Source organism: Flavobacteriaceae bacterium (assembly GCA_003443635.1).
Lineage (GTDB): Bacteria > Bacteroidota > Bacteroidia > Flavobacteriales > Flavobacteriaceae > AU392.
Genome location: CP031964.1, coordinates 2,941,426 through 2,962,031, shown reverse-complemented (window position 1 = coordinate 2,962,031; position 20,606 = coordinate 2,941,426). Strand labels below are relative to the sequence as shown.

Annotated in this window: 21 protein-coding genes; 11 read left to right on the top strand and 10 right to left on the bottom strand. The window is 30.1% G+C overall.

The genetic code is table 11. From position 1 onward, the window contains the following. Nucleotides 1-9: 9 nt before the first annotated feature. Entirely contained in the window at nucleotides 10-735 is a 726-nt protein-coding gene (locus D1817_13640; GenBank protein AXT20881.1) for an RNA methyltransferase, read from the top strand. 2 nt (nucleotides 736-737) lie between these two features. Here the strand turns inward: D1817_13640 and D1817_13635 are convergent, their stop codons facing one another. Then, a complete protein-coding gene (locus D1817_13635; GenBank protein AXT20880.1) occupies nucleotides 738-1,454 on the bottom strand; it encodes a PorT family protein in 717 nt (238 codons plus the stop codon). A 1-nt stretch (nucleotide 1,455) separates the two neighbouring features. After that, nucleotides 1,456-2,187 carry a bifunctional demethylmenaquinone methyltransferase/2-methoxy-6-polyprenyl-1,4-benzoquinol methylase UbiE gene (gene ubiE, locus D1817_13630; protein ID AXT20879.1) on the bottom strand — a complete coding sequence of 244 codons (732 nt, stop codon included), beginning with the start codon at nucleotides 2,185-2,187 and terminating at the stop codon, nucleotides 1,456-1,458. 119 nt (nucleotides 2,188-2,306) lie between these two features. On the opposite strand from ubiE, the gene trkA reads away from it, so the two are divergent. The 4 genes from trkA to D1817_13610 all read left to right on the top strand — a co-directional run bounded on the left by trkA (nucleotide 2,307) and on the right by D1817_13610 (nucleotide 6,000). Then, nucleotides 2,307-3,656, top strand: a complete 1,350-nt coding sequence (gene trkA, locus D1817_13625; protein AXT20878.1) for a Trk system potassium transporter TrkA — start codon at nucleotides 2,307-2,309, stop codon at nucleotides 3,654-3,656. 11 nt (nucleotides 3,657-3,667) lie between these two features. After that, complete coding sequence (locus D1817_13620; protein AXT20877.1) at nucleotides 3,668-5,161, top strand: TrkH family potassium uptake protein; 1,494 nt, start codon at nucleotides 3,668-3,670, stop codon at nucleotides 5,159-5,161. A gap of 174 nt (nucleotides 5,162-5,335) precedes the next feature. Then, nucleotides 5,336-5,593 carry a hypothetical protein gene (locus D1817_13615; GenBank protein ID AXT20876.1) on the top strand — a complete coding sequence of 86 codons (258 nt, stop codon included), beginning with the start codon at nucleotides 5,336-5,338 and terminating at the stop codon, nucleotides 5,591-5,593. A 146-nt stretch (nucleotides 5,594-5,739) separates the two neighbouring features. Continuing rightward, a complete protein-coding gene (locus D1817_13610; protein ID AXT20875.1) occupies nucleotides 5,740-6,000 on the top strand; it encodes a hypothetical protein in 261 nt (86 codons plus the stop codon). Between the two features lie 106 nt (nucleotides 6,001-6,106). On the opposite strand, the gene D1817_13605 is transcribed toward D1817_13610, so the two are convergent. Both D1817_13605 and D1817_13600 read right to left on the bottom strand, forming a co-directional pair. Beyond that, entirely contained in the window at nucleotides 6,107-7,294 is a 1,188-nt protein-coding gene (locus D1817_13605; protein AXT20874.1) for a pyridoxal phosphate-dependent aminotransferase, read from the bottom strand. A 12-nt stretch (nucleotides 7,295-7,306) separates the two neighbouring features. Next, nucleotides 7,307-8,407, bottom strand: a complete 1,101-nt coding sequence (locus tag D1817_13600) for an acyl-CoA desaturase (protein AXT20873.1) — start codon at nucleotides 8,405-8,407, stop codon at nucleotides 7,307-7,309. A 142-nt stretch (nucleotides 8,408-8,549) separates the two neighbouring features. On the opposite strand from D1817_13600, the gene rsmG reads away from it, so the two are divergent. Continuing rightward, nucleotides 8,550-9,179: a 16S rRNA (guanine(527)-N(7))-methyltransferase RsmG gene (gene rsmG, locus D1817_13595; protein ID AXT20872.1), complete on the top strand. Its 630-nt coding sequence runs from the start codon at nucleotides 8,550-8,552 to the stop codon at nucleotides 9,177-9,179. Between the two features lie 12 nt (nucleotides 9,180-9,191). Here rsmG and D1817_13590 read toward each other — a convergent pair whose 3' ends face one another. After that, a complete protein-coding gene (locus D1817_13590; GenBank protein ID AXT20871.1) occupies nucleotides 9,192-10,229 on the bottom strand; it encodes a hypothetical protein in 1,038 nt (345 codons plus the stop codon). A gap of 91 nt (nucleotides 10,230-10,320) precedes the next feature. On the opposite strand from D1817_13590, the gene D1817_13585 reads away from it, so the two are divergent. The 4 genes from D1817_13585 to D1817_13570 all read left to right on the top strand — a co-directional run bounded on the left by D1817_13585 (nucleotide 10,321) and on the right by D1817_13570 (nucleotide 13,919). Then, nucleotides 10,321-10,701 carry a BlaI/MecI/CopY family transcriptional regulator gene (locus D1817_13585; protein ID AXT20870.1) on the top strand — a complete coding sequence of 127 codons (381 nt, stop codon included), beginning with the start codon at nucleotides 10,321-10,323 and terminating at the stop codon, nucleotides 10,699-10,701. After that, nucleotides 10,698-11,876: a hypothetical protein gene (locus D1817_13580; GenBank protein ID AXT20869.1), complete on the top strand. Its 1,179-nt coding sequence runs from the start codon at nucleotides 10,698-10,700 to the stop codon at nucleotides 11,874-11,876. Before D1817_13585 ends, D1817_13580 begins: the two co-directional genes overlap by 4 nt. Before the next feature lie 192 nt (nucleotides 11,877-12,068). Next, complete coding sequence (locus tag D1817_13575) at nucleotides 12,069-12,533, top strand: hypothetical protein (GenBank protein ID AXT20868.1); 465 nt, start codon at nucleotides 12,069-12,071, stop codon at nucleotides 12,531-12,533. Nucleotides 12,534-12,545: 12 nt separating this feature from the next. Beyond that, nucleotides 12,546-13,919, top strand: coding sequence for a hypothetical protein (locus D1817_13570; GenBank protein AXT20867.1), 1,374 nt, complete (start codon nucleotides 12,546-12,548; stop codon nucleotides 13,917-13,919). Here D1817_13570 and D1817_13565 read toward each other — a convergent pair. The 5 genes from D1817_13565 to D1817_13545 form a co-directional block, all read right to left on the bottom strand. After that, complete coding sequence (locus D1817_13565) at nucleotides 13,891-14,694, bottom strand: hypothetical protein (protein ID AXT20866.1); 804 nt, start codon at nucleotides 14,692-14,694, stop codon at nucleotides 13,891-13,893. The two genes, D1817_13570 and D1817_13565, sit on opposite strands and share 29 nt — an antisense overlap. A gap of 205 nt (nucleotides 14,695-14,899) precedes the next feature. Further along, nucleotides 14,900-15,958, bottom strand: coding sequence for a branched-chain amino acid aminotransferase (locus D1817_13560; GenBank protein AXT20865.1), 1,059 nt, complete (start codon nucleotides 15,956-15,958; stop codon nucleotides 14,900-14,902). A 139-nt stretch (nucleotides 15,959-16,097) separates the two neighbouring features. Further along, complete coding sequence (locus tag D1817_13555) at nucleotides 16,098-16,442, bottom strand: VOC family protein (protein AXT20864.1); 345 nt, start codon at nucleotides 16,440-16,442, stop codon at nucleotides 16,098-16,100. A gap of 42 nt (nucleotides 16,443-16,484) precedes the next feature. Continuing rightward, the gene (locus D1817_13550) at nucleotides 16,485-17,078 is read right to left on the bottom strand and encodes a phosphopantetheine-binding protein (protein AXT20863.1); all 594 of its coding nucleotides are present in this window, start codon (nucleotides 17,076-17,078) and stop codon (nucleotides 16,485-16,487) included. Between the two features lie 34 nt (nucleotides 17,079-17,112). Next, on the bottom strand, nucleotides 17,113-18,849 hold the full coding sequence (locus D1817_13545; protein AXT20862.1) for a hypothetical protein: 1,737 nt from the start codon (nucleotides 18,847-18,849) through the stop codon (nucleotides 17,113-17,115). A 110-nt stretch (nucleotides 18,850-18,959) separates the two neighbouring features. Here D1817_13545 and D1817_13540 point away from each other — a divergent pair, with 110 nt between their 5' ends. Further along, a complete protein-coding gene (locus D1817_13540; protein ID AXT20861.1) occupies nucleotides 18,960-20,543 on the top strand; it encodes a SulP family inorganic anion transporter in 1,584 nt (527 codons plus the stop codon). Nucleotides 20,544-20,606 lie beyond the last annotated feature (63 nt).

The following is a 20,606-nucleotide window of genomic DNA, read 5'->3' as shown; positions in this document are numbered from 1 at the left end:
TTGGCTTATATGTTAAGTAAAAACCAAATAAAACTTATAACGCAATTAAAGCAAAAAAAGTACCGTATACAATATCAACGCTTTGTTGCAGAAGGAAAAAAAACAATTCAAGAATTACTAAATTCAAAATTTGAATTAGATCACTTATATACAACTACGTTAGAATTTAATGTTACAGATGTTTTAAGAACACAAATTTCTGACAATGACTTGAAAAAAATTAGTTTTTTAAAAGCTCCAAATACAGCTTTAGCTGTATTTAAAATACCTACAAAAAAAACTGTTATAGATGAAAACCATCTTATTGTTGCTTTGGATAATGTGAGGGATCCAGGTAATTTAGGAACGATTATTAGATTATGCGATTGGTTTGGGGTTAAAGATTTAATTTGTAATACTGGTACAGTAGATTGTTATAACCCAAAAGTAGTTCAAGCTACAATGGGGTCTATTACTCGAGTGAATATAAATTACTTGGATTTAGAAGCTTTTTTATCATCTCAAAAAACAGCAACCGTTTTCGGAGCGTTTATGGATGGAAATAATGTGTATAATTTAAATTTATCAAACTCTGGAATACTAGTACTAGGAAATGAAGCTAATGGCATATCCAAAATGATAGAAGCTCAAATAACTAAACGAATTACTATACCAAGATTTGGTAATATTCAAGAAACTGAAAGTTTAAATGTAGCTAATGCAGCTGCAGTTTTATTGAGTGAATTTAGACGTTAATTTTATTGTACAGTAAAATTAATAAAAATACCTCGAGTTTTAATTGAATCTAAGTTACCTGTCCAAGGACTATTTGGATCTAAATCTCTAACAAGCTCATCATTAATCCCAAAGACACCACGTAGTGATGGCGTAAACTTAAACCAAGGTAAATAAAAATCAATACCAAAACCTATTTCATAAAATAGTACATTTTTTTTTGTTCTGAATTGACCAGAACTATTATCGTCTAAATTATCTTCATTACTAGACAAATTTAAAGCTGTAGAAAAACCACCTACAACAAACGGTTTGAAATTATTTAAACGTTTTGTAGAGACTTTTAATAGTAAAGGAATATAGATGTAGGTAGACTGTACTTCTCGTATTAAATCATTGTTGCTAAACTCTGATCCAGCAAAGTTTGAAGGGCTAAAATTAAGTTCCCTAGTGCTAATTGTTAAACCTGGTTCTAATCTTAAATTTAAATATTCGTTAATACGTAAATCACCAATAAGCCCAACATTAAACCCTGTGGTTTTTAATACTTGGATATCTCTAATATCTCTAGTATAATCAAAATTAAAATCGAGTGAGTTAAATCCAATGAAATATCCCCAAGATAGAAGTTGTTGATCTAATCCGTCGATATTATTTCTAATACGCTCTTTACTAAAAAGTTGAGCATTTACGGTTTGACCTATTGTGATGAAAAATAAGATTACAAATACTCTCTTCATATTATGCTTTAGATGATGTATAAATAGTAGCAACACCAAATGTTTGAGGTAATGCTTTCGCATTAATAAACCCAATTTTAAGTAAAATATTGTTGAGCGCTTCCCCATAAGGAAAAACAGATGCAGATTCGCATAAATAAGAATAGGCAACTTTATCTTTAGAAAACAGTTTTCCTATTAACGGTAAAATTCCTTTAGTATAAATTTTATAACCTTGTTTGTATGGTGTTTTTGATGGAATGGAGGTTTCTAAAATCACAAAAATACCTTTTGGTTTTAATACACGTAATATTTCAGTTAATCCTTTTTCTAAATTTTCAAAATTCCTTACACCAAATGCTACTGTTATTGCATCAAAAGTATTGTCTTCGAACGGAAGGTTTTCAGAATCACCTATAACCATTTCAATAGTTTTATCTAAACCTTTTTCATTCACTTTTCGTTTACCAACATCTAACATGCCTGGACTTATATCTAATCCAATAATTTTTTTAGCATTGGTCTCAGTAAGATTTATTGCTAAATCCCCAGTACCAGTAGCAATATCTAGAATAGTTTTTGGAGTTTTTTGAGCTACAAGCTTTACAACTTTTTTACGCCATTTTATATCTATTCCAAAAGAAATGACACGATTTAAACCATCGTATTTTTTCGATATAGTATCGAACATTTGTGTAACTTGCTCTTTTTTAGATAAATTACTGTCCTTATAAGGTTTTACTTTTTCTGCCATTAAAAAATGAGTCTATAATTTATAAAGATCTATTTTTATTTGGATGCAAAGAAATGGAATTCATATTCAAATCCCTAAAAATAAAGTATATTTGCTATGCTTTATAATTAAAATTACCAATGAAAATAATAATTGCTGGGGCTGGAGAAGTAGGGTTTCATTTAGCAAAATTATTGTCTTACGAATCGCAAGAAATTACCTTAATAGATACAAAAAAAGACAATTTAACTTACGCCGATAATCATTTAGATATACGAGTTATAAAAGGAGATGCAACCTCTATTGCAAACTTAAAGGATGCTAGGGTAAAATCTTCAGATCTAGTAATTGCAGTAACATCATCTGAAACAACCAATATAACCATATGTGTGCTAGCTAAACAATTAGGAGCTAAACGCACTATTGCAAGGATTTCTAATACAGAGTTTATAAATCAAAAAGACGAAGTAGGATTTACTAAGTTTGGTATCGATGAATTAATATCTCCAGAATCTTTAGCAGCGTCAGAAATTGAATTGTTATTAAGTCAATCTGCATTTAATGATACTTATGAATTTGAAAATGGAGCTTTAACCATGCTCGGTTTAAATTTATCTAGAACGGCCTTGTTTGTAGATAAATCGGTAAAAGAAGCTGCAAAATTATTTCCAGAGATCCATTTTGTTCCTATTGCTATTCAACGTTATGGCACTCAATATACTATTATTCCCAGAGGAGATACTATTTTAAGAGAAGGCGATCATGTTGTTTTTATCACTTCAAAAGGAGGAGATGAAGAGCTGTGTAAACTAACGGGTAAGAGTAACACAGAGATCAAAAATGTTATGGTTTTAGGAGGAGGGAAAATTGGATTTAAAGCTGCCCGAGGATTACTTAACAATAAATTTAATATTAAAATTATTGAAAAAGATAAAGATAGAGCTTTTGAGTTAGCTGATGATTTATCGAACGCTTTAGTAATTAATGGAGATGGAAGAAATGTAGAAGTATTAGATGAAGAAAATATTCAGGATATGGATGCCTTTATTTCGGTTACAGGTAATTCTGAAACTAATATTATGTCATGTTTAGTTGCAAAATCTAAAGGAGTTAAAAAAACAATTGCTCTTGTAGAGAATATGGATTATTTTGCATTATCCCATTCTATAGGGATCGATACTTTAATTAATAAAAAATTACTTGCTGCAAATAATATATTTAGATACATTAGAAAAGGAGATGTAGTTGCAATGACTAAGCTTAATAATATGAATGCCGAATTATTAGAATTTGTAGTGAAATCTAAATCTAAAATTTGTAATAAAATTATAAAAGAAATCAATTTTCCGCGTTCTGCAATTATTGGTGGTGTAATTAGAGATGGTAATGGACTTATTGCATTGGGTGATTTTAAAATTGAAGCGGGTGACTGTGTTGTAGTATGCTGTTTACCAGATTCTATTAAAAAAGTTGAACGATTATTCCTTTGATTAAACTCTGAATGAAGCTTAACTATAAAATTATTTTTCATTTTTTCGGGCTGTTACTTTTATGTAACGGAGGGTTTATGCTATTAAGTGCTCTAATCAGTGCTATTTATAAAGATGGAGTTAGTATAAGTTTATTGTTTTCTGGGATTTTAGTTGGAGTAATAGGTGTAATAACTATGGTTTCTACAAGGAATCATAAAAAAGAAATGAACAAACGTGAAGGCTATATTGTAGTAGCGTTTGGTTGGTTGGTAATGGCACTTTCAGGAACTCTACCATATATTTTTACAGAAGCGATCCCAAATTTTACCAATGCTTTTTTTGAAACAATTTCTGGATATACCACGACAGGAGCAACTGTTTTAAATGATATCGAAGTTGTGCCTAAAGGAGTCTTGTTTTGGAGGAGTTTGACGCATTGGATAGGTGGTATGGGAATTATTGTATTAGCAGTTGCAATTTTACCTCTGTTAGGAATAGGAGGAATGCAGTTGTTTGCTGCTGAAGCTCCAGGACCTAGCGCAGACAAATTACACCCTCGAATTACTGATACTGCAAAACGTTTGTGGTTAATTTATTTTGGTTATACTGCGGCAGAAACAATTTTACTTAATATAGCTGGAATGTCATTTTTTGATGCTTTAAATCATTCGATGACAACATTATCTACAGGGGGATTTTCAACAAAAAATGCAAGTTTAGCACACTGGAATAATCAACCAGTAATACAGTATATAGTTGTCATATTTATGTTTTTAGCAGGAACTAATTTTGTATTAAGTTATTTTGCATTCAAAGGAAAAGTAAAGCGTATTATCAAAGATGAAGAGTTTAAACTATACTTGAAATTTATAGGGGCTTTTACAATTATAGCTGCGATAATTATTTATTTTTATGTAGACCCTTCCGTATCTTCTATATCTCACCCTATGGTATGGGGAGAGGCTGAGAGCGCTTTTAGACACAGTTTATTTCAAGTTTTATCTATTGTTACTACTACAGGGTTTGTAACTGCAGATTATACCTTATGGACATCGTTTATGGTAGTCTTTTTCTTTGGACTTATGTTTTTAGGAGGATCAGCCGGAAGCACATCTGGAGGCGTCAAGATAGTAAGGCATTTACTAATGGTTAAAAATGGTATTTTAGAATTTAAACGCGCTCTTCATCCTAGTGCTATACTACCGGTACGTTATAACAAAAAAGCAATTTCAGAAAAAATTGTATTCAATATCTTAGCGTTTTTTATAGTATATATGCTATCTTTTATTGTTGGAGCCTTAGTGTTTTCAATAATTGGATTAGATTTTGAATCGGCTGTGGGAGTTGCTGCATCTTGTTTGGGTAATGTCGGACCAGCTTTAGGCGATTTTGGACCGGTAGATAACTTTTATAATATGCCAGCAATAGGGAAATGGTGGAGCTCTTTTTTAATGCTTATAGGTAGGTTAGAATTGTTTACTGTTTTAATACTTTTAACTCCATTTTTTTGGAGAAATAGATAGTCTATTGTATTATTTTTCCATGTTTTAAAAGAAATTTTGATCTTCAAAAATACCAGTATTTATAATATTTCTCGAGATTTTAGAATTAATTTTTAAATGGATAAATATAGATTTCATGTAACATTTTGTTTTAATGAGCGTCATATAAGTGTAATCAATTAAAAACAAATAATTATGGAATTAGTATTAACAGCTCAAGAAATTGAACCATTACCCAGGCAGAAAAAAGTTGCTTTTGAATTTAAAAATGAAGGACTATTAAATTCAAATTATAAACAAGGAATTACTGGAAATTTCTTCAATTCTAGCCCAAAATCAATATTCGGTACCAAACAGAGTATTAAAAGTAAAAGGTACCAAATCACTTCAAGTATAGAGACTATTTTAAAACTTTCTGTTTTTACAACAGTATTACTAATAATACTTCTGTAAATAGTATATATAATTACACTTTAGAGCTTTAACTGTGATATAATGAATTTATATCACTTTTATAATATATAGAATATATTGGCAAATTTGCCAACAGGGATTCTATTCTTAAAAATTAAATGTTACATCTTTAAAATTTAGAAATTATGAGTTTTGGATCGGCAAATATTGTTTTAAAAAATAATAGAGATTTATTGAAAAAACATAGAAGAAAAAACACTTTTTTAGGCGGTTATTCATATAATGGAAAACCTGAATATGATTTCCCTAAATCTAGACCTCATGTTTTGCGACAAATTAAAGCACGTTTAATAGAAGAGAGAAAACAACGCACAAAAATAAGATTCATTGTTTTTATAGCAATTAGTATAGTATTAGTGACATTGCTATCAGTAATACTTCCTTAGTATTTTTTGTAATTGAATTAGTCTTCATTTATAAACATTTAAATGATAAAAAAACCACAATAAATTTTTAATCTATTGTGGGCTTTTTTGTGAAGAAGAGTGTTTTTTAATTAAAAATATCTTTAATACGTTTTATAGCTTCGATCAATTGATCTTGAGATGCTGCATACGATATGCGAATACAATTTGGGTTCCCAAACGCCTCACCTGTAACAGTTGCAACATGAGCCTCTTCTAATAAAAACATAGAGAAATCATTAGCATTATTAATTGTTCTTCCTTTAATTGTTTTTCCAAAATAATCAGAAATGTCAGGAAAAACATAAAATGCGCCTTCAGGGGTATTTGTTTTAAACCCAGGAATCTCTTTTAATAAGCCTAGTATTAAGTCTCGACGAATTTTAAATTCATCTATCATATATTGTATTTTACTAGGTGAAGCTTCCATAGCAGAAATTACAGCACGCTGTGCTATACTATTCGCGCCACTAGTAACTTGCCCTTGCATTTTATTACAAGCACGAGCTATCCAATCTGGAGCTCCAATAAACCCAATACGCCATCCCGTCATAGCAAAAGCTTTAGAAACACCATTTACAGTTACAGTACGGTCATACATATCATCAAATTGTGCGATGCTAAAATGCCCTCCTATAAAATTAATATGCTCATAAATTTCATCTGAAACTACGTATACATCAGGGTATTTTTGTAAAACATCTGCAAGTGCTCTTAGTTCCGATTTACTATATACAGACCCACTTGGATTGCATGGCGAGCTAAACCAAAGCATTTTTGTTTTTGGAGTAATTGCTGCTTCTAATTGTTCTGGGGTAATTTTAAAATCTGTATCAATTAAAGTTTTAACTTCAACAGGAATACCTTCATTAAAACTAACGATATCACTATAGCTTACCCAATATGGACAAGGTAATAATACTTCATCACCAGGATTAATCATTGCTGCAGCTACATTCGCTAAAGCTTGTTTAGCACCAGTAGAAACTACTATTTGTGAACGGTTATAAGTTAAATCATTATCCCGTTTAAATTTAGTGATAATGGCATCTTTTAATTCTGCATACCCATCAACAGGAGTATATGAGTTGTAATTTTCATTTATTGCTGTAATAGCAGCATCTTTGATAAATGAAGGTGGATTAAAGTCAGGTTCACCCAAACTAAGTCCAATAATATCTTTTCCTTCAGTTCTTAATTCTCTGGCTTTAACAGCCATTGCTAAAGTTTGAGAAGTAGATAAATTATTTATTCTATCAGAGAGTTGATTAGTCATATAAAAAGTGTTTTACACACTCAAAGTAGGTTTCATACCCATAAGTCTTAAGTGCTTGAAATGTGCAATAATAGCCTTTCTAGTTGTTTTATATTCGTTGTATGGTAAGTTAAATTCTTTAGCAGTTTCTTTTACAATTTTTGCTATTTTTCCATAATGAATATGAGATATGTGTGGAAATATATGATGTTCTACTTGATGATTTAATCCTCCAGTAAAATAATTTACAATTTTATTACGAGGAGAGAAATTAACGGTAGTTTTTAATTGATGTATAGCCCATGTATTTTTTAAAGCACCATCAGCGTTTGGTAAAGGCATTTCTGCTTCTTCAATTATATGAGCTAGTTGAAATACTACACTTAAAATCAATCCCGCTGTATAATGCATAATAAAAAAGCCTAATAAAACTTTCCACCAGCTTATTTCTAATATAAGCATTGGTAAAACAATCCAAACTGAAACATAAAGTATTTTAGAAATTACTAATTTACTCCAATTAGCTATTGGATTTGGGAATTTACCATACGATAATTTTCGTTTCATATAGCGTTTCATTTGCTGCCAATCGGTAGTAATTGCCCAGTTTATAGTTAATAAACCATATAATAAAAAAGAATAATAATGTTGGAACTTGTGATACCATTTCCATTCAGAATGTTCTGTAAAACGTAAAATACGACCAGCATCCATATCTTCGTCATGTCCATGGACATTAGTATAAGTATGGTGTAATACATTGTGTTGTACTTTCCAATTGTAAGTATTTCCAGCAAGAATGTATATACTACTCCCCATTAAACGATTTATCCATTCTTTGTTAGAATAAGATCCATGATTTCCGTCATGCATTACATTCATTCCAACACCAGCCATTCCAATGCCCATAACAATTGTTAAAAGTAGTTGTGACCAACCTGGTAAGTTTAAAGTTAAGATTAAAAAATATGGAGATAAAAACAAAGTAAACATAACTATAGTTTTCATCCATAGTTTCCAATTACCTGTTCTTTTAATGTTATTATCTTTAAAATAGTTGTTCACTCGTTTATTAAGAGTTCTGAAAAACTTTGCGGAGTCAACTCTAGAAAATGATATTGCGTGCTCTTTCATAAATTTGTTTATACTAAGCTAACGTCGTAATTGACTATATTTTTATAATAAGCAGCAAATATAATTAAATAATGAATCGGTATTCTCGTAGAACACAAATATTATACATATAAAACGCTATTTTTGCGAAAATTTAACGCTTGTGCAACTTATCTTAAAATACTTTCCAAACTTAACAAAAATACAACAAAATCAGTTTTCGAGGTTGTATGAATTGTATTTAGATTGGAATTCAAAAATTAATGTTGTCTCCCGAAAAGATATTGAAGAACTATACTTAAGACATGTTTTACATTCTTTAGGGGTAGCTAAAATACTTCAATTTAAATCTGGAACAAAAATTATGGATGTAGGCACTGGGGGTGGATTCCCAGGTATACCATTGGCAATATTATTCCCAGAGTGTCATTTTCATTTAGTGGATAGTATTAATAAAAAATTAAAAGTAGTTAAGATTGTTTCTGAAACATTAGGGTTGACCAATATAAAAATATCGCATACACGTGTTGAAGCTGTAAACGATACTTATGATTTTATTGTAAGCCGAGCAGTAACTGCAATGCCAACTTTTGTAAACTGGGTAAAACGAAAAATTACTAAAAAGAGTAATCACGAACTTAAAAATGGAATCTTATATTTAAAAGGAGGAGATTTAACCGAAGAATTACAAGATTTCCCCAAAGCTACGCTTTATGATCTGAACAATTATTTTGAAGAAGATTTTTTTGACACAAAAAAAGTAGTGCATTTACCGCTAAAGTATAAAAAGTAATTACGTTTAAGCTTATTTTACTAGATATCTAAGCTTAGACTTTTTTAGTAATAATAAATTTTCATTTGATTTTTGTTCATCTCCTAATTCAAGGTAACATAGATATTTTAAATAATATAAATTAGCTTCATTAGGCTTGATCTCTTCTAATTTAGAGATGAATTCTAGAGCTTTTTTATATTCGTTATTTAATAAATTACGTGCTAAGAAATGAAAATTATATAAATATTCAGGAGAGTATTTTGAGTTTTGAACATGTGACAACTTATTAAAACTAATTTTAGAAATATCATTACCTCTTTTTTTGACATAACGATCCTCAATGAATTTGATAATGGTCACTTTTTTGCCATTTAATTTAGGTAAACTCCACATTTTACCAGAAGCTTTAATTGCCTTCATCGCTTTTTTGTCTGTCGATTTATTTATATGATGAAGTATTTTAATTTGATCAATTTCACCATCTGGATGAATATTGAATGTAGCAAAAAAGTAATTCTCTCCTACGGGATAATAACTGTTCATTTGATTACTTAAATGTGCATGAAAATCAGGGTCAATTGTTTTAAATTGCGGATATAATTTTTTAGATTCTATATATAAAGTATCATTTTTACCTATGATTATGTCTTCTATGGCCAGTGGAAGCTTATCTAAGTATTTTTGTTCTCTAATAAAAATAGATTTAATTGAATTTGGAGCTAATTCACCATCTTCAAACTCTACTATAACTAAATTAATTGCATCAATTTTTTCTATTAAATATTTCCTGTCAAAACCAAATTCTAGAATATTATTTTTTATCCTGTATTGTGTGCTGGGACTATTTGAACTATTTGTAGCATAATGAGTAGATATAGATAAATTTTTACCGTCTTTAAAATGAAATTTTAAATAATTTTTATTGGTTTCTTCTAATTGAGTTGTTATACCTCCTTGATAAGTTTCCATTTTTATCCTTACCCATGAGCCTAAAATAGATTGAGCTTTAGCAACATTAATAAATGCTATTAATTGTAAAAACACAAAATAATATTTTAAACGTCTCATCTGTTTAAATTAAATTTATTCTACAAACATACTATTAAATTAGTAAATCTACTATGAATTTAGTAGATTTGAATTTTATTAATAAAATAATATGGATTTAGAGTTAACTAAAGCAGAAGAAAAAGCAATGAAAATTCTTTGGTCAATCAAAAAAGGAGTGATTAGAGATGTTGTTAAGGAGTATGAAGAACCGAAACCTGCATATACAACTGTAGCCACCATATTTAAAATATTGGAAAGAAAAGGGTTTGTTGGAAGAAAACCAATAGCAAATACTCATGAATATTATCCATTGATTAAAAGAGAAGAGTATACCAATGGATTTATGAAATCGTTTATTAAAAAATATTTTTCTAATTCTTTTAAAAATTTGGTTTCTGAGTTTAGTAGTAAAGAAGAACTGTCAACCAAAGAAATGGAAGAGTTAATTGAACATTTTAAAAATAAAATTGAAGATAAAAACAAAAAATGATGGAAAGCTTTTTGTTGAAATCCAGTATATCCCTTATCATCCTTTATACATTGTATCATTGGGTAATAAGGCATGGATCTAATCATCAGTTAAACAGGTTTATTGGCTTTGCGTGTATATTATTTTCCTGCAGCTTTATATTCATTCCGATAAATAATTCTCTTATATCTGGAGATTTTCTAACTATTGAAATTAAAGCATTACAAGAATCCTTAAATTTTAAAGAAGGAATCTCAACAATAACCTCTAAAAACTCAATTAGTATATATTTAATCATATACATTGCTGGAGTTATTCTCTTCTCTTCTCGCTTTTTAATTGGAATATTTACTTTGATTAATTTTTACTTTAAGTCAAATAAATATGCACGTTGGGGGTTTCAAGTAGTTACTGTACATAAAAAACTATCTCCATTCACTTTTTTTAATATTTTGTTTATTGGAAACCATAATATGAAAGATGATGAATTAGATGCCCTCATAATTCATGAACAATTTCATAGAGATCAGTTTCATTCTATTGATGTTTTGATTCTAGAAATATTAACTATTGTGTATTGGTTTAATCCGGCTATATGGCTTTTCAGGAAAAGAATTAAGGCTGAGCATGAATATATGGCAGATAAACAAGTTCTTAAAAAAGGATATAATCAATTAGATTATCAACAGTTGTTGTTTCAAGTTCGAACTGGAGCTTCATTACAGATAGGAAGTTATTTAAGTAATAATATAAGCTTAAAAAAGAGATTTAAAATGATGGCTAAAAATAAAGTAAATAAAAAAAGTAGGTATTTAAAAGCAATACTTTTTTTACCACTAATGTTTTTAATATTGATATTTAGTTCTTTTCTAGAAACAAGCGATAATGTAAAACCTGTTAAACTGAGAGAACAAGATACAAGAGATGAAAATAAATTAAAAGGAGATATAACATTTTCTATTAATGATAACAAACCTTTTATAAAACTAACAAGAAATGGGCCTGAAGATATAGGAATTCTACCATTATATGTTTTAAAAGATGGTTATGATGAACGCATAGTTTCATATGCTTTTTTTAAGAATCTAAATCAGTCAGATATAGGAAATATTAATATTATTAAAGGAGATAAAGCAGCAGAGAAATATGGAGAAAACGGAGAAAATGGTGTTGTTGTTTTTGATCTAAAAAAATAAAATTCTTCATATTTAAAGGTTTGACCAAAGCTTCCTCGTAGCTCAGTATTAATTATTAAAATAATTATTAATTGGTTGACATGTAATTATTTAATTATCGATTCAAAGTTAATTAGTGTTAATTACTACTATATTTTTAGTAGAATTACTAAAAATATAGTAGATTTGAATTATAATAATTAAATAATAGACATGACAACAAAACAAACTAATAAAGTAAAGGGAGGTTTTCTTCTAATTCTTATAACTATTATGTTAGCCTGTAGCTCTTCTTCTGAAAAGAAAAATGTTATACCTGATACAGATGCTATATATGAAGGTGAAAACGATATGGGTTGGGTGATATCTCATTATATGATTTACCCAAAAAGTGAAGAGAATGTAAATAGGGCTGGAATAGTAAATGTATCCTGGACAGTAAACAAATCAGGAGCTGTGGAAAATGTAAAAACTAGTATGAGAAAAACTAACAAGCCTGCAAACACAGCAATTGCACGTAGACTTATACCTGATAAAGAAGTCTTGGAAATAAATAAACCTATAATAGATAACCTTGTATATAGCATTAAGTTATTAAAATTTATTCCAGCTAAGAAAAATGGAAAACCGGTCAATTCAGAATTATCTACTTCTGTAGAATTTATATTGATCCCTTAAAATATATAAAACATGTTAAGAATAATTAAAATTTCAGCAGTAGTAACTTTTGCCATGATTTCATTGACTATGATAGCTCAGGATCGGATTGTTCAAAGAGCTGTTTGTGAAGGTAATATTAGCAAACTGGATTCATTATTAAAAACAACAGATATTAATGTAAAAGATAGAAGAGGAAGAACACTGGCACATTATGCAATTGGATGTAGGCAAGAAAAAACACTTGATTTTTTAATAAAACGTGGTATAGATGTTAATGTTGGTGATAATCAAAACCATACTCCATTGTTTGTTACAGTACAATTTAGAAATGATGAATTATTTAAAAAGCTTTTAGCAGCAAATGCCAATATTAATGTTGGAACTTCCCCTTTACATAGGGCAGTAATAAATGGTGATTTAGACTTTGTTAAGCAGTTGGTTAATGACATAACAGATGTAGATGTTTTAAACGATAGCGGTAATACTCCTTTAGCAATAGCGATACGACAAGGCTCTACCGAAATAGCAGAATTTCTTATTGCAAAAGGTGCGGATAAAAATAAAATTAAAACTTATGAATTTAGCGGAGAATTTTTAGGTCAAGATAAACCAGGATTAGAACCTAAAATATTTGCGCATAATTTTGTCTCTACAGAAAATTCTACACATAGTTCCACTTTTTCGCCTGATGGAAAAGAATTTTATTATACAGTAGAATCTCGTGTGTATCATGGAGGGACTATTATGGTCTCCAAGCTAAAAAATAAAAGATGGACAACACCGGAACCTGCTGATATTCTAGGAGATTACAGAGAAATAGATCCGTTTATCACAAGTGATGGTTCTGCAATGTATTTTAGTTCTAATAGGCCTGTAAAAGAAGGAGATTCGATAAAAGGTATAGACTTATGGATGGTGAAACGAAAAGGAGAAAAATGGGGAAAACCTATTCATTTAGGCGAAGATGTTAATACAGAATATGCAGATTGGTTTCCTACAATATCTAAAAAAGGAACATTGTTTTTTTCTACAGGGCCTAGTCGTTCAAGCAATATTGTTTATTCTGAGTTTAAAAATGGGAAATATCAAAAAGCAATTCCGCTGAGTGATGCAGTTAATACGAAACATAGAGATTATGATCCGCTAATTGCCCCTGATGAGGGTTATGTGATTTTTTCATCGAATAGACCAGAAGGTAAAGGAAATTCTGATTTATATGTGAGCTTTAAAAATGCAAATGGATCTTGGACTAAAGCAAAAAACATGGGAGAAAAAATAAATACCTCAGGAAGTGAATTTGCTCCGGGGATATCACCAGACGGAAATTATTTTTTTTATACCAGTAGAGGAAACATTTATTGGGTCGATTCAAAAATTATTCAAAATTTAAAATTACAGTATTAGTGATGTCATGAAAAATTTCGATATCAGCAGAAGAAAATAATAGCATCTCTGTATAAAATGGATACTGTGCTTTTTCATCTTTCCATAATATTTTATTTATTGCGGCTATTAATTTAATCGCTTCATAATAGGCTTCAGATTCTTTAATAAATAGCGCTTCATCTATTATCTCAATATAATTTCGTTTATTTAAATTTGAACGCTTTTGAGGTTTATAATTTTTAGCTTTGGAGAGTCTAATTAAAACCTCCATATTGAAGGCGTTCATTTTTGAGTTTCTACCTCCTGGGATTGGAAAAAAATGAGTGCCTGCATTTTGAGATAAAATAATCCAATTTAAAGCATAAATTACCCGTGTATCATAAATAATATTTTTATTGAGATACATAAACATTCCTACTTTAGAAACACTAGGGAGAGCTTCATACTTTGGCTTTTCTGCCTTTATAAATTCATATACGCGAGGCATTGTTATATGAGATTTAGCTCCTTTTATACCTCCCCATTCTTGAATAATCCACATACATAAAGCTTCAAATTGCTTTGGATTTGTATTATAATATTCTTGTAATTTTTTTTCTAAAATAAATTTTAATGCTATTTCTTTTTCGTATAAAGTATACTGATTTAACTCATACACTTCTTCTATCGAAATTACATCCAATCGTAATAAACCATCCAAGTTAACACTCCATTTATAAACTGAAGCAATGTGTTTTTGAATATTACTTAAATACTTAGCAATTTTTTCTATATCAAAATAATACGCATTCATATTTAACTTTTTATAGACTTATTAGAAGTATATTAAAATAAAAACTCTCTTGAAATACTAACTATTCTATGTTTAATAAAATCAAAAATATGTACTTATAATATTCTGTATATGAGATATTGTAGGTATATATTTTAAGATAATTATAATGATTGTTTAAACAATACAATTAGAACACTTACCATATTAGCATGTGTAGAGGTATTTATATTTCTACAGAAGTTAACCAATTACGTGTGTCTTCAATTCTCCCGGATCGTAATCCACTTATTTCATTGTATAGCATGTTGCCTATACCTTCTTTTCCGGCATTAGGAAATATCATATGCGTGTTGTTATGTGTGATTTCAGAGATATGAGAAACTACTGCCGCCGTACCAGATCCAAAAGCTTCCTTTAAATTCCCATTTTTATAGGCATCAACAATTTCATCCATAAAAATATCACGAACTTCTAATTTTATCTTCTTGTCATTAAGGATATCGATAAAATACCTTTGTGTAGTTCCTTTTAAAACAGCTCCAGTAAGTTTTGGAGTGATAACAGTATCGTTAATTACAAAGAATAAATTCATCATACCCACTTCTTGTATCTTCTTAAAATCTGGACCTTCTAACCAAATAATTTGGTCAAACCCTTTTAGCTTAGCCTGTTCACTAGCGAGTAATGATCCTGCATAATTACCACCAGTTTTAGCCTCTCCAGTACCTCCAGGAACTGCACGTATATATTTTTGTTCAGTTACTAATTTCACTGGTTTTGAGAAATAAGGCTGTGCTGGAGCAGTGTATATGCAAAATGTATAAGTGCTAGAAGGAATTACAGATAGAGTATTCTCTGTAGCAAACATGGTTGGACGTACGTACAAAGCACTTCCTTCTGCCGAAGGAATCCAATTAATATCTGTTGCTACAATTGCTTTTAAAGCCTGTAAAAACAGCTCATCAGGGATAGTAGGCATACACATACGTTCTGCCGATAAGTTAAAACGTTCAATATTTAATTCAGGGCGCAATAATTTTGGAATGCCATCATTACCCATTGTTGCTTTCATTCCTTCAAAAATACATTGACAATACTGTAACGCCTTGGATTGTGGCTCTATAGTAAACCCTTGATAAGGTACAATTCTAAAATCACTCCATTGTCCATCTGCATAGTCCATTACAAACATATGATCAGAAGTATATTGACCAAAAGGAATGTTATTAAAATCAATATCGTTTAATTTTGATTGCTTTGTTTTTGTGATTTTTATATCCATTTTTTTGATGTAATATAGGTATGATAAACGATACCTTTTTAATTTAAATTTTGAGAAATCGAAGATACATAAAAAAGGAATATTCAATATTTATAAATACTAATATTATAAGAATTTATAATATAGAAATTTGAAAAAATTACTGGTCAGACCAAACCGCAAGTTCATTACCTGAAGGATCGGTAAAATGAAATCTTTTACCACCTGGAAAAGAAAAGATATCTACTGAAATAGATCCACCAGCTTCTATAATTTTATTTTTTATTTGAATGAGATTTTCATGATATAAAACAACAAGTGCCCCATTAGTTATAACATCATCTGTTTTTTCAAAACCACCGTCAAGACCACTTTCTGAGAAGGAACAATACGTTGGGCCATAATCTGTAAACACCCAACCAAAGACCTGATTATAAAATGCTTTTATTTTCTCAAGATCTGTTGCTTTAAATTCAATATAGTTTATATGGTTATTTTTAATCATTTTCTAAATTAAATCTATTAAAAATAATACTTGGATTAATCATTAATCAATCCCTAAATCTGAAGTGAAAGAATGATGCATTTCTATCTCACTTATTGGAACACCTATCTTATCTTCAATCATTCCACAAATTATTCTCTCAATCTCATACTTACTTGAAATATTTTCAATATTTATCAATTCATCTTGATTCATAGAAATAACCCAATGAGTGAATTTCTTTAATGTATTTTCGGCGATAGGTTCAGTTCTATCATACATTTTAAAACCGAGAAATTTGACTTCCTTGTTTAATGTTTTATCGAAATCTAAATCTACCAAGTCAGGTATTTTTAATCCAATTCTAACACCTAAAGTAACCCAGTCTTTCTTTAGGTTTGAAACACTTAATAAATCACACATCCTTGTGTCAAGTGTAATATCATTTTTAGAACTATCAAATTTCTCAAAGGCTCTTCTTATTCTGTAAAAAACTATTTGAGAAAGACATTTTTTATTTGGTTTTAATTTTATTTTTTCAAATACACTATTAGCCATTTGTTGAACAGTTGCAATATTTTCTGCTTCAGCATCAGGAATTTGAATTCCAAATTTATCTTCCACTGACATTAATAGCTCAACTGAATCTAATCCCATAATTAATTTTATACCTTATAAAAATATCACAAAATTATCTAATACGATAAATAGGATATTGTAAATGTGCTTTTTCGTAATTGTCACTATGTTTATGTAACCAATCGAGTTGTGCGTACCAATTGTTTGAAAAAACTGCATCTGATGATTTCTTTGTTTCAAATTCTTGTTTTAAGGCTGCATTATTATCGAGTAACTCTTTAGCTTTATCTTCCCAAACATAAGGAGAAAATCCTTCTTTTTGTTGTAAAATAGTATCAAAAAAATTCCAATTAAAAAAAGAATCTGGTGCTGAAGGTTCTAAAGTTTCTATAAGATAACGAAACGCATATTGATCTGTCATAATAAGATAATCTCCAGCCTTAAAAGAAGCTTCTTTTTCCTTTTTTTCTACGGTAGTATTAAAATGTTGATAATGGCCTTCATAAGGTGCTCTTCTGGTTTGATACGTATCTATTTTATAAGATTCAACAATGAGTATGGTATCAGTTTCTAAGACAGTCATATCTACCTGATTAAGCTTTAATAAATCAATTACATTATGCCAGCCTTGAGGAATAATATATCCTTTAGGGATAGATATTTCTTTATTAGATATAAAATGATTTTGATATTTTACTGGCTTAGTAAAAGGCTTATTGCGATCAAATTTTAGACGCTGCTGCCCAGTGATTTCACTTGGGATTCTATTTCCTTCAAAACCTTTGAAATCAAAAGTTGTACTTTTTGTAGTATCAATTTCCCAATCTAGAGGATAAATGCCTTTTTCTGCATAAGCTTTCCAAGGTGTTTTTCGCAATTTTGCAATGATTTCAGATTGTTCTTCAGTAATCTCTATCATGCTTTTCATTAACTCATAAGTGCCTTCTACACGTTGTTTATAAGGTTTTAACATATGTGTTTCTACCATCATTCCTAAAGTATTAAATAGTGTAGCATAGCCAGTAGAATAACGTGGATAGTCCATAAATTGAGAAAACCCAGTTTCTGGAGTTGTATTAAATACATTAACGTAAGGTGTGATATCCCAATCTTTTGCTTCTAATTTTTGCTCTAACTCTGGATGAATCGTTGTATTTATAAAATCTCCTAATTGCCCTCCTAACTTATTGTGTTGTGTGAATAAATGAGTGAGAGCATATTGATAATCTGCACCGTTACTTACATGATTGTCTATAAATACATCAGGTTGTACTAAATGAAATATTTTTGCAAACGTACGTGCATTTTTAGTATCTGCTTTTATAAAATCACGATTAAGATCATAGTTCTTTGCATTTCCTCTAAACCCATAGGAAACAGGTCCGTTTTGATTAGTACGACTAGTAGAATTTCGATTCAGACTTCCTCCAATATTATAAATAGGAATTGTTACTAAAACCGTATTTTTAGGAGCTTCTATCTTACCCTGTGCAATATCTCGATAAAGCATCATCGTAGCATCAATACCATCAGACTCTCCTGCATGTATACCATTATTAATTAAAAGAATACGTTTGTTCTTCCTTATAGTTTCAAAATCAAATTCTCTATGAGGATTTAGAATGACTATATGTAATGGGTTACCAGAATCTGTTTCACCAATAGCTTGTATTTGTATCTCTGAATAAGTTTTAGCCAAGTTATTATAATAGGTAATAGTTTGTTCGTATGTGGCGGTTTCTAATCCATTAGAAGTTTCAAAAACAGTTGTGAAATCAATATCGTTTGTGGTATCTTTAGAGGAACAAGAAACGATAAATAATAAACCGAAAAGGAATATATTTTTCATAAAAGTATAAGCTAAATTTAATTTCTTTCAAACTTAATGAATTTATAATAATATGAACTTGCTTGTCTTTAGAATAACTGTATTTTTGCGGCTTCTTAAAACAAATCATTATGACTGAGTTTATTAGAAAACGTGCAGCAAATGCTAAAAATGACATTTTAAGTGGATTAACTGTAGCTTTGGCTTTGGTGCCTGAAGCTGTAGCTTTTGCGTTTGTGGCTGGTGTAGACCCTTTAGTAGGGTTGTATGCTGCTTTTATGATTGGCTTAATTACTTCAATTTTTGGTGGACGTCCAGGTATGATTAGTGGTGCGACTGGAGCTCTAGCTGTAGTGATGGTGAACCTGGTATCAGAAGGAAATGCTCTTGGTGAAGGCTTAGGTCTATATTATTTATTTGCAACTGTAATTTTAATGGGAGGTATACAAATGCTTGCAGGTGTTTTTAAACTTGGAAAATTTGTGAGATTGATTCCTCATCCCGTAATGATGGGCTTTGTTAATGGTTTGGCAATTGTGATATTTTTATCTCAGTTAAACCTATTTAAAGTTTTAGATAACGGTGAAAAAGTTTGGATGCAAGGTGCAGAACTTTGGACAATGCTTGGATTGATAGGTTTAACAATGGGAATTATGTTTGGATTACCAAAGCTTACTAAAAAAGTACCAGATGCCTTAGTAGCAATATTAGTAGTTTCAGGAATCGTGATTTTCAGTAATATAGATGTAGCTACCGTAGGGAGTTTTATCCGTGATGGAGGGGGAGAAGGGCTTAAAGGAGGTTTGCCGCAATTTCAATTTGACATCTTTAATAAAATTCCATTGAATTTGGAAACTTTAATATTTATAGGACCTTATGCAATAATCTTAGCAGCAATTGGATTGATCGAATCTTTAATGACTCTTAATTTAATTGATGAGCTTACCGAAACCAGAGGGAATTCTAATCGAGAATGTATGGCACAAGGAGGCGCAAATATTATTACTGGATTGTTTGGAGGTATGGGAGGTTGTGCAATGATCGGACAGTCTATTATTAACATTAAAGGAGGTGGTCGTACCCGATTATCTGGTATTGTAGCAGCTTTAGCGTTGTTAGCATTTATTTTATTTGCTTCTGGTTTAATTGAGCAAGTACCTATTGCTGCATTAGTAGGAGTGATGTTTATGGTCGTAGTTGGAACTTTTGCTTGGAGTAGCTTTAGAATACTTAATAAAATCCCATTTACAGATGTAATTGTATTAGTAGCTGTGTCTGCTCTTACTGTTGTTTTTGATTTAGCTATTGCCGTAATTTCTGGGGTGATTATTAGTGCACTGGTATTCTCTTGGGAGAATGCAAAACGTATTCGTGCTCGAAAGTATATTAAAGAAGACGGGACTAAAGTCTATGAAATTTGGGGCCCTTTATTTTTTGGCAGTATTCAAGCATTTAATAGTAAGTTTGATGTAAAAAATGATCCAGAAAAGGTGGAAATTGATTTTATGGAATCTCGTGTAAGTGATCATTCAGCATTAGAAGCGCTATTTAATTTGGTTGAAAAATATGAAACAGCCGGTAAAGAATTACATATAAAACACCTTAGTGAAGATTGCCAAGTTTTAATGGTAAAAGCTTCTCCTAAATTAGCTAATGTCATTGAAGAAAGTATTGATGACCCTCGTTATCATGTGATGGCAAAAGCATTAAAGTGATTTATAAAATACATCGTAGGCGTTTAATTACACGAATAGACATAGAAAATTAACCTTAATGTT

Excerpts from the sequence above, each read along its gene's own strand:
- D1817_13635 (AXT20880.1), bottom strand. The coding sequence starts at position 1,454 with ATGAAGAGAGTATTTGTAATCTTATTTTTCATCACAATAGGTCAAACC.
- D1817_13550 (AXT20863.1), bottom strand. The coding sequence starts at position 17,078 with ATGGGATTAGATTCAGTTGAGCTATTAATGTCAGTGGAAGATAAATTT.
- D1817_13610 (AXT20875.1), top strand. The coding sequence starts at position 5,740 with ATGAGTTTTGGATCGGCAAATATTGTTTTAAAAAATAATAGAGATTTA.
- D1817_13615 (AXT20876.1), top strand. The coding sequence starts at position 5,336 with ATGGAATTAGTATTAACAGCTCAAGAAATTGAACCATTACCCAGGCAG.
- D1817_13555 (AXT20864.1), bottom strand. The coding sequence starts at position 16,442 with ATGATTAAAAATAACCATATAAACTATATTGAATTTAAAGCAACAGAT.
- ubiE (AXT20879.1), bottom strand. The coding sequence starts at position 2,187 with ATGGCAGAAAAAGTAAAACCTTATAAGGACAGTAATTTATCTAAAAAA.
- D1817_13640 (AXT20881.1), top strand. The coding sequence starts at position 10 with ATGTTAAGTAAAAACCAAATAAAACTTATAACGCAATTAAAGCAAAAA.
- D1817_13585 (AXT20870.1), top strand. The coding sequence starts at position 10,321 with ATGGATTTAGAGTTAACTAAAGCAGAAGAAAAAGCAATGAAAATTCTT.
- D1817_13570 (AXT20867.1), top strand. The coding sequence starts at position 12,546 with ATGTTAAGAATAATTAAAATTTCAGCAGTAGTAACTTTTGCCATGATT.
- D1817_13575 (AXT20868.1), top strand. The coding sequence starts at position 12,069 with ATGACAACAAAACAAACTAATAAAGTAAAGGGAGGTTTTCTTCTAATT.
- D1817_13545 (AXT20862.1), bottom strand. The coding sequence starts at position 18,849 with ATGAAAAATATATTCCTTTTCGGTTTATTATTTATCGTTTCTTGTTCC.
- D1817_13565 (AXT20866.1), bottom strand. The coding sequence starts at position 14,694 with ATGAATGCGTATTATTTTGATATAGAAAAAATTGCTAAGTATTTAAGT.
- D1817_13540 (AXT20861.1), top strand. The coding sequence starts at position 18,960 with ATGACTGAGTTTATTAGAAAACGTGCAGCAAATGCTAAAAATGACATT.
- D1817_13600 (AXT20873.1), bottom strand. The coding sequence starts at position 8,407 with ATGAAAGAGCACGCAATATCATTTTCTAGAGTTGACTCCGCAAAGTTT.
- D1817_13560 (AXT20865.1), bottom strand. The coding sequence starts at position 15,958 with ATGGATATAAAAATCACAAAAACAAAGCAATCAAAATTAAACGATATT.
- D1817_13620 (AXT20877.1), top strand. The coding sequence starts at position 3,668 with ATGAAGCTTAACTATAAAATTATTTTTCATTTTTTCGGGCTGTTACTT.
- D1817_13580 (AXT20869.1), top strand. The coding sequence starts at position 10,698 with ATGATGGAAAGCTTTTTGTTGAAATCCAGTATATCCCTTATCATCCTT.
- D1817_13605 (AXT20874.1), bottom strand. The coding sequence starts at position 7,294 with ATGACTAATCAACTCTCTGATAGAATAAATAATTTATCTACTTCTCAA.
- D1817_13590 (AXT20871.1), bottom strand. The coding sequence starts at position 10,229 with ATGAGACGTTTAAAATATTATTTTGTGTTTTTACAATTAATAGCATTT.
- trkA (AXT20878.1), top strand. The coding sequence starts at position 2,307 with ATGAAAATAATAATTGCTGGGGCTGGAGAAGTAGGGTTTCATTTAGCA.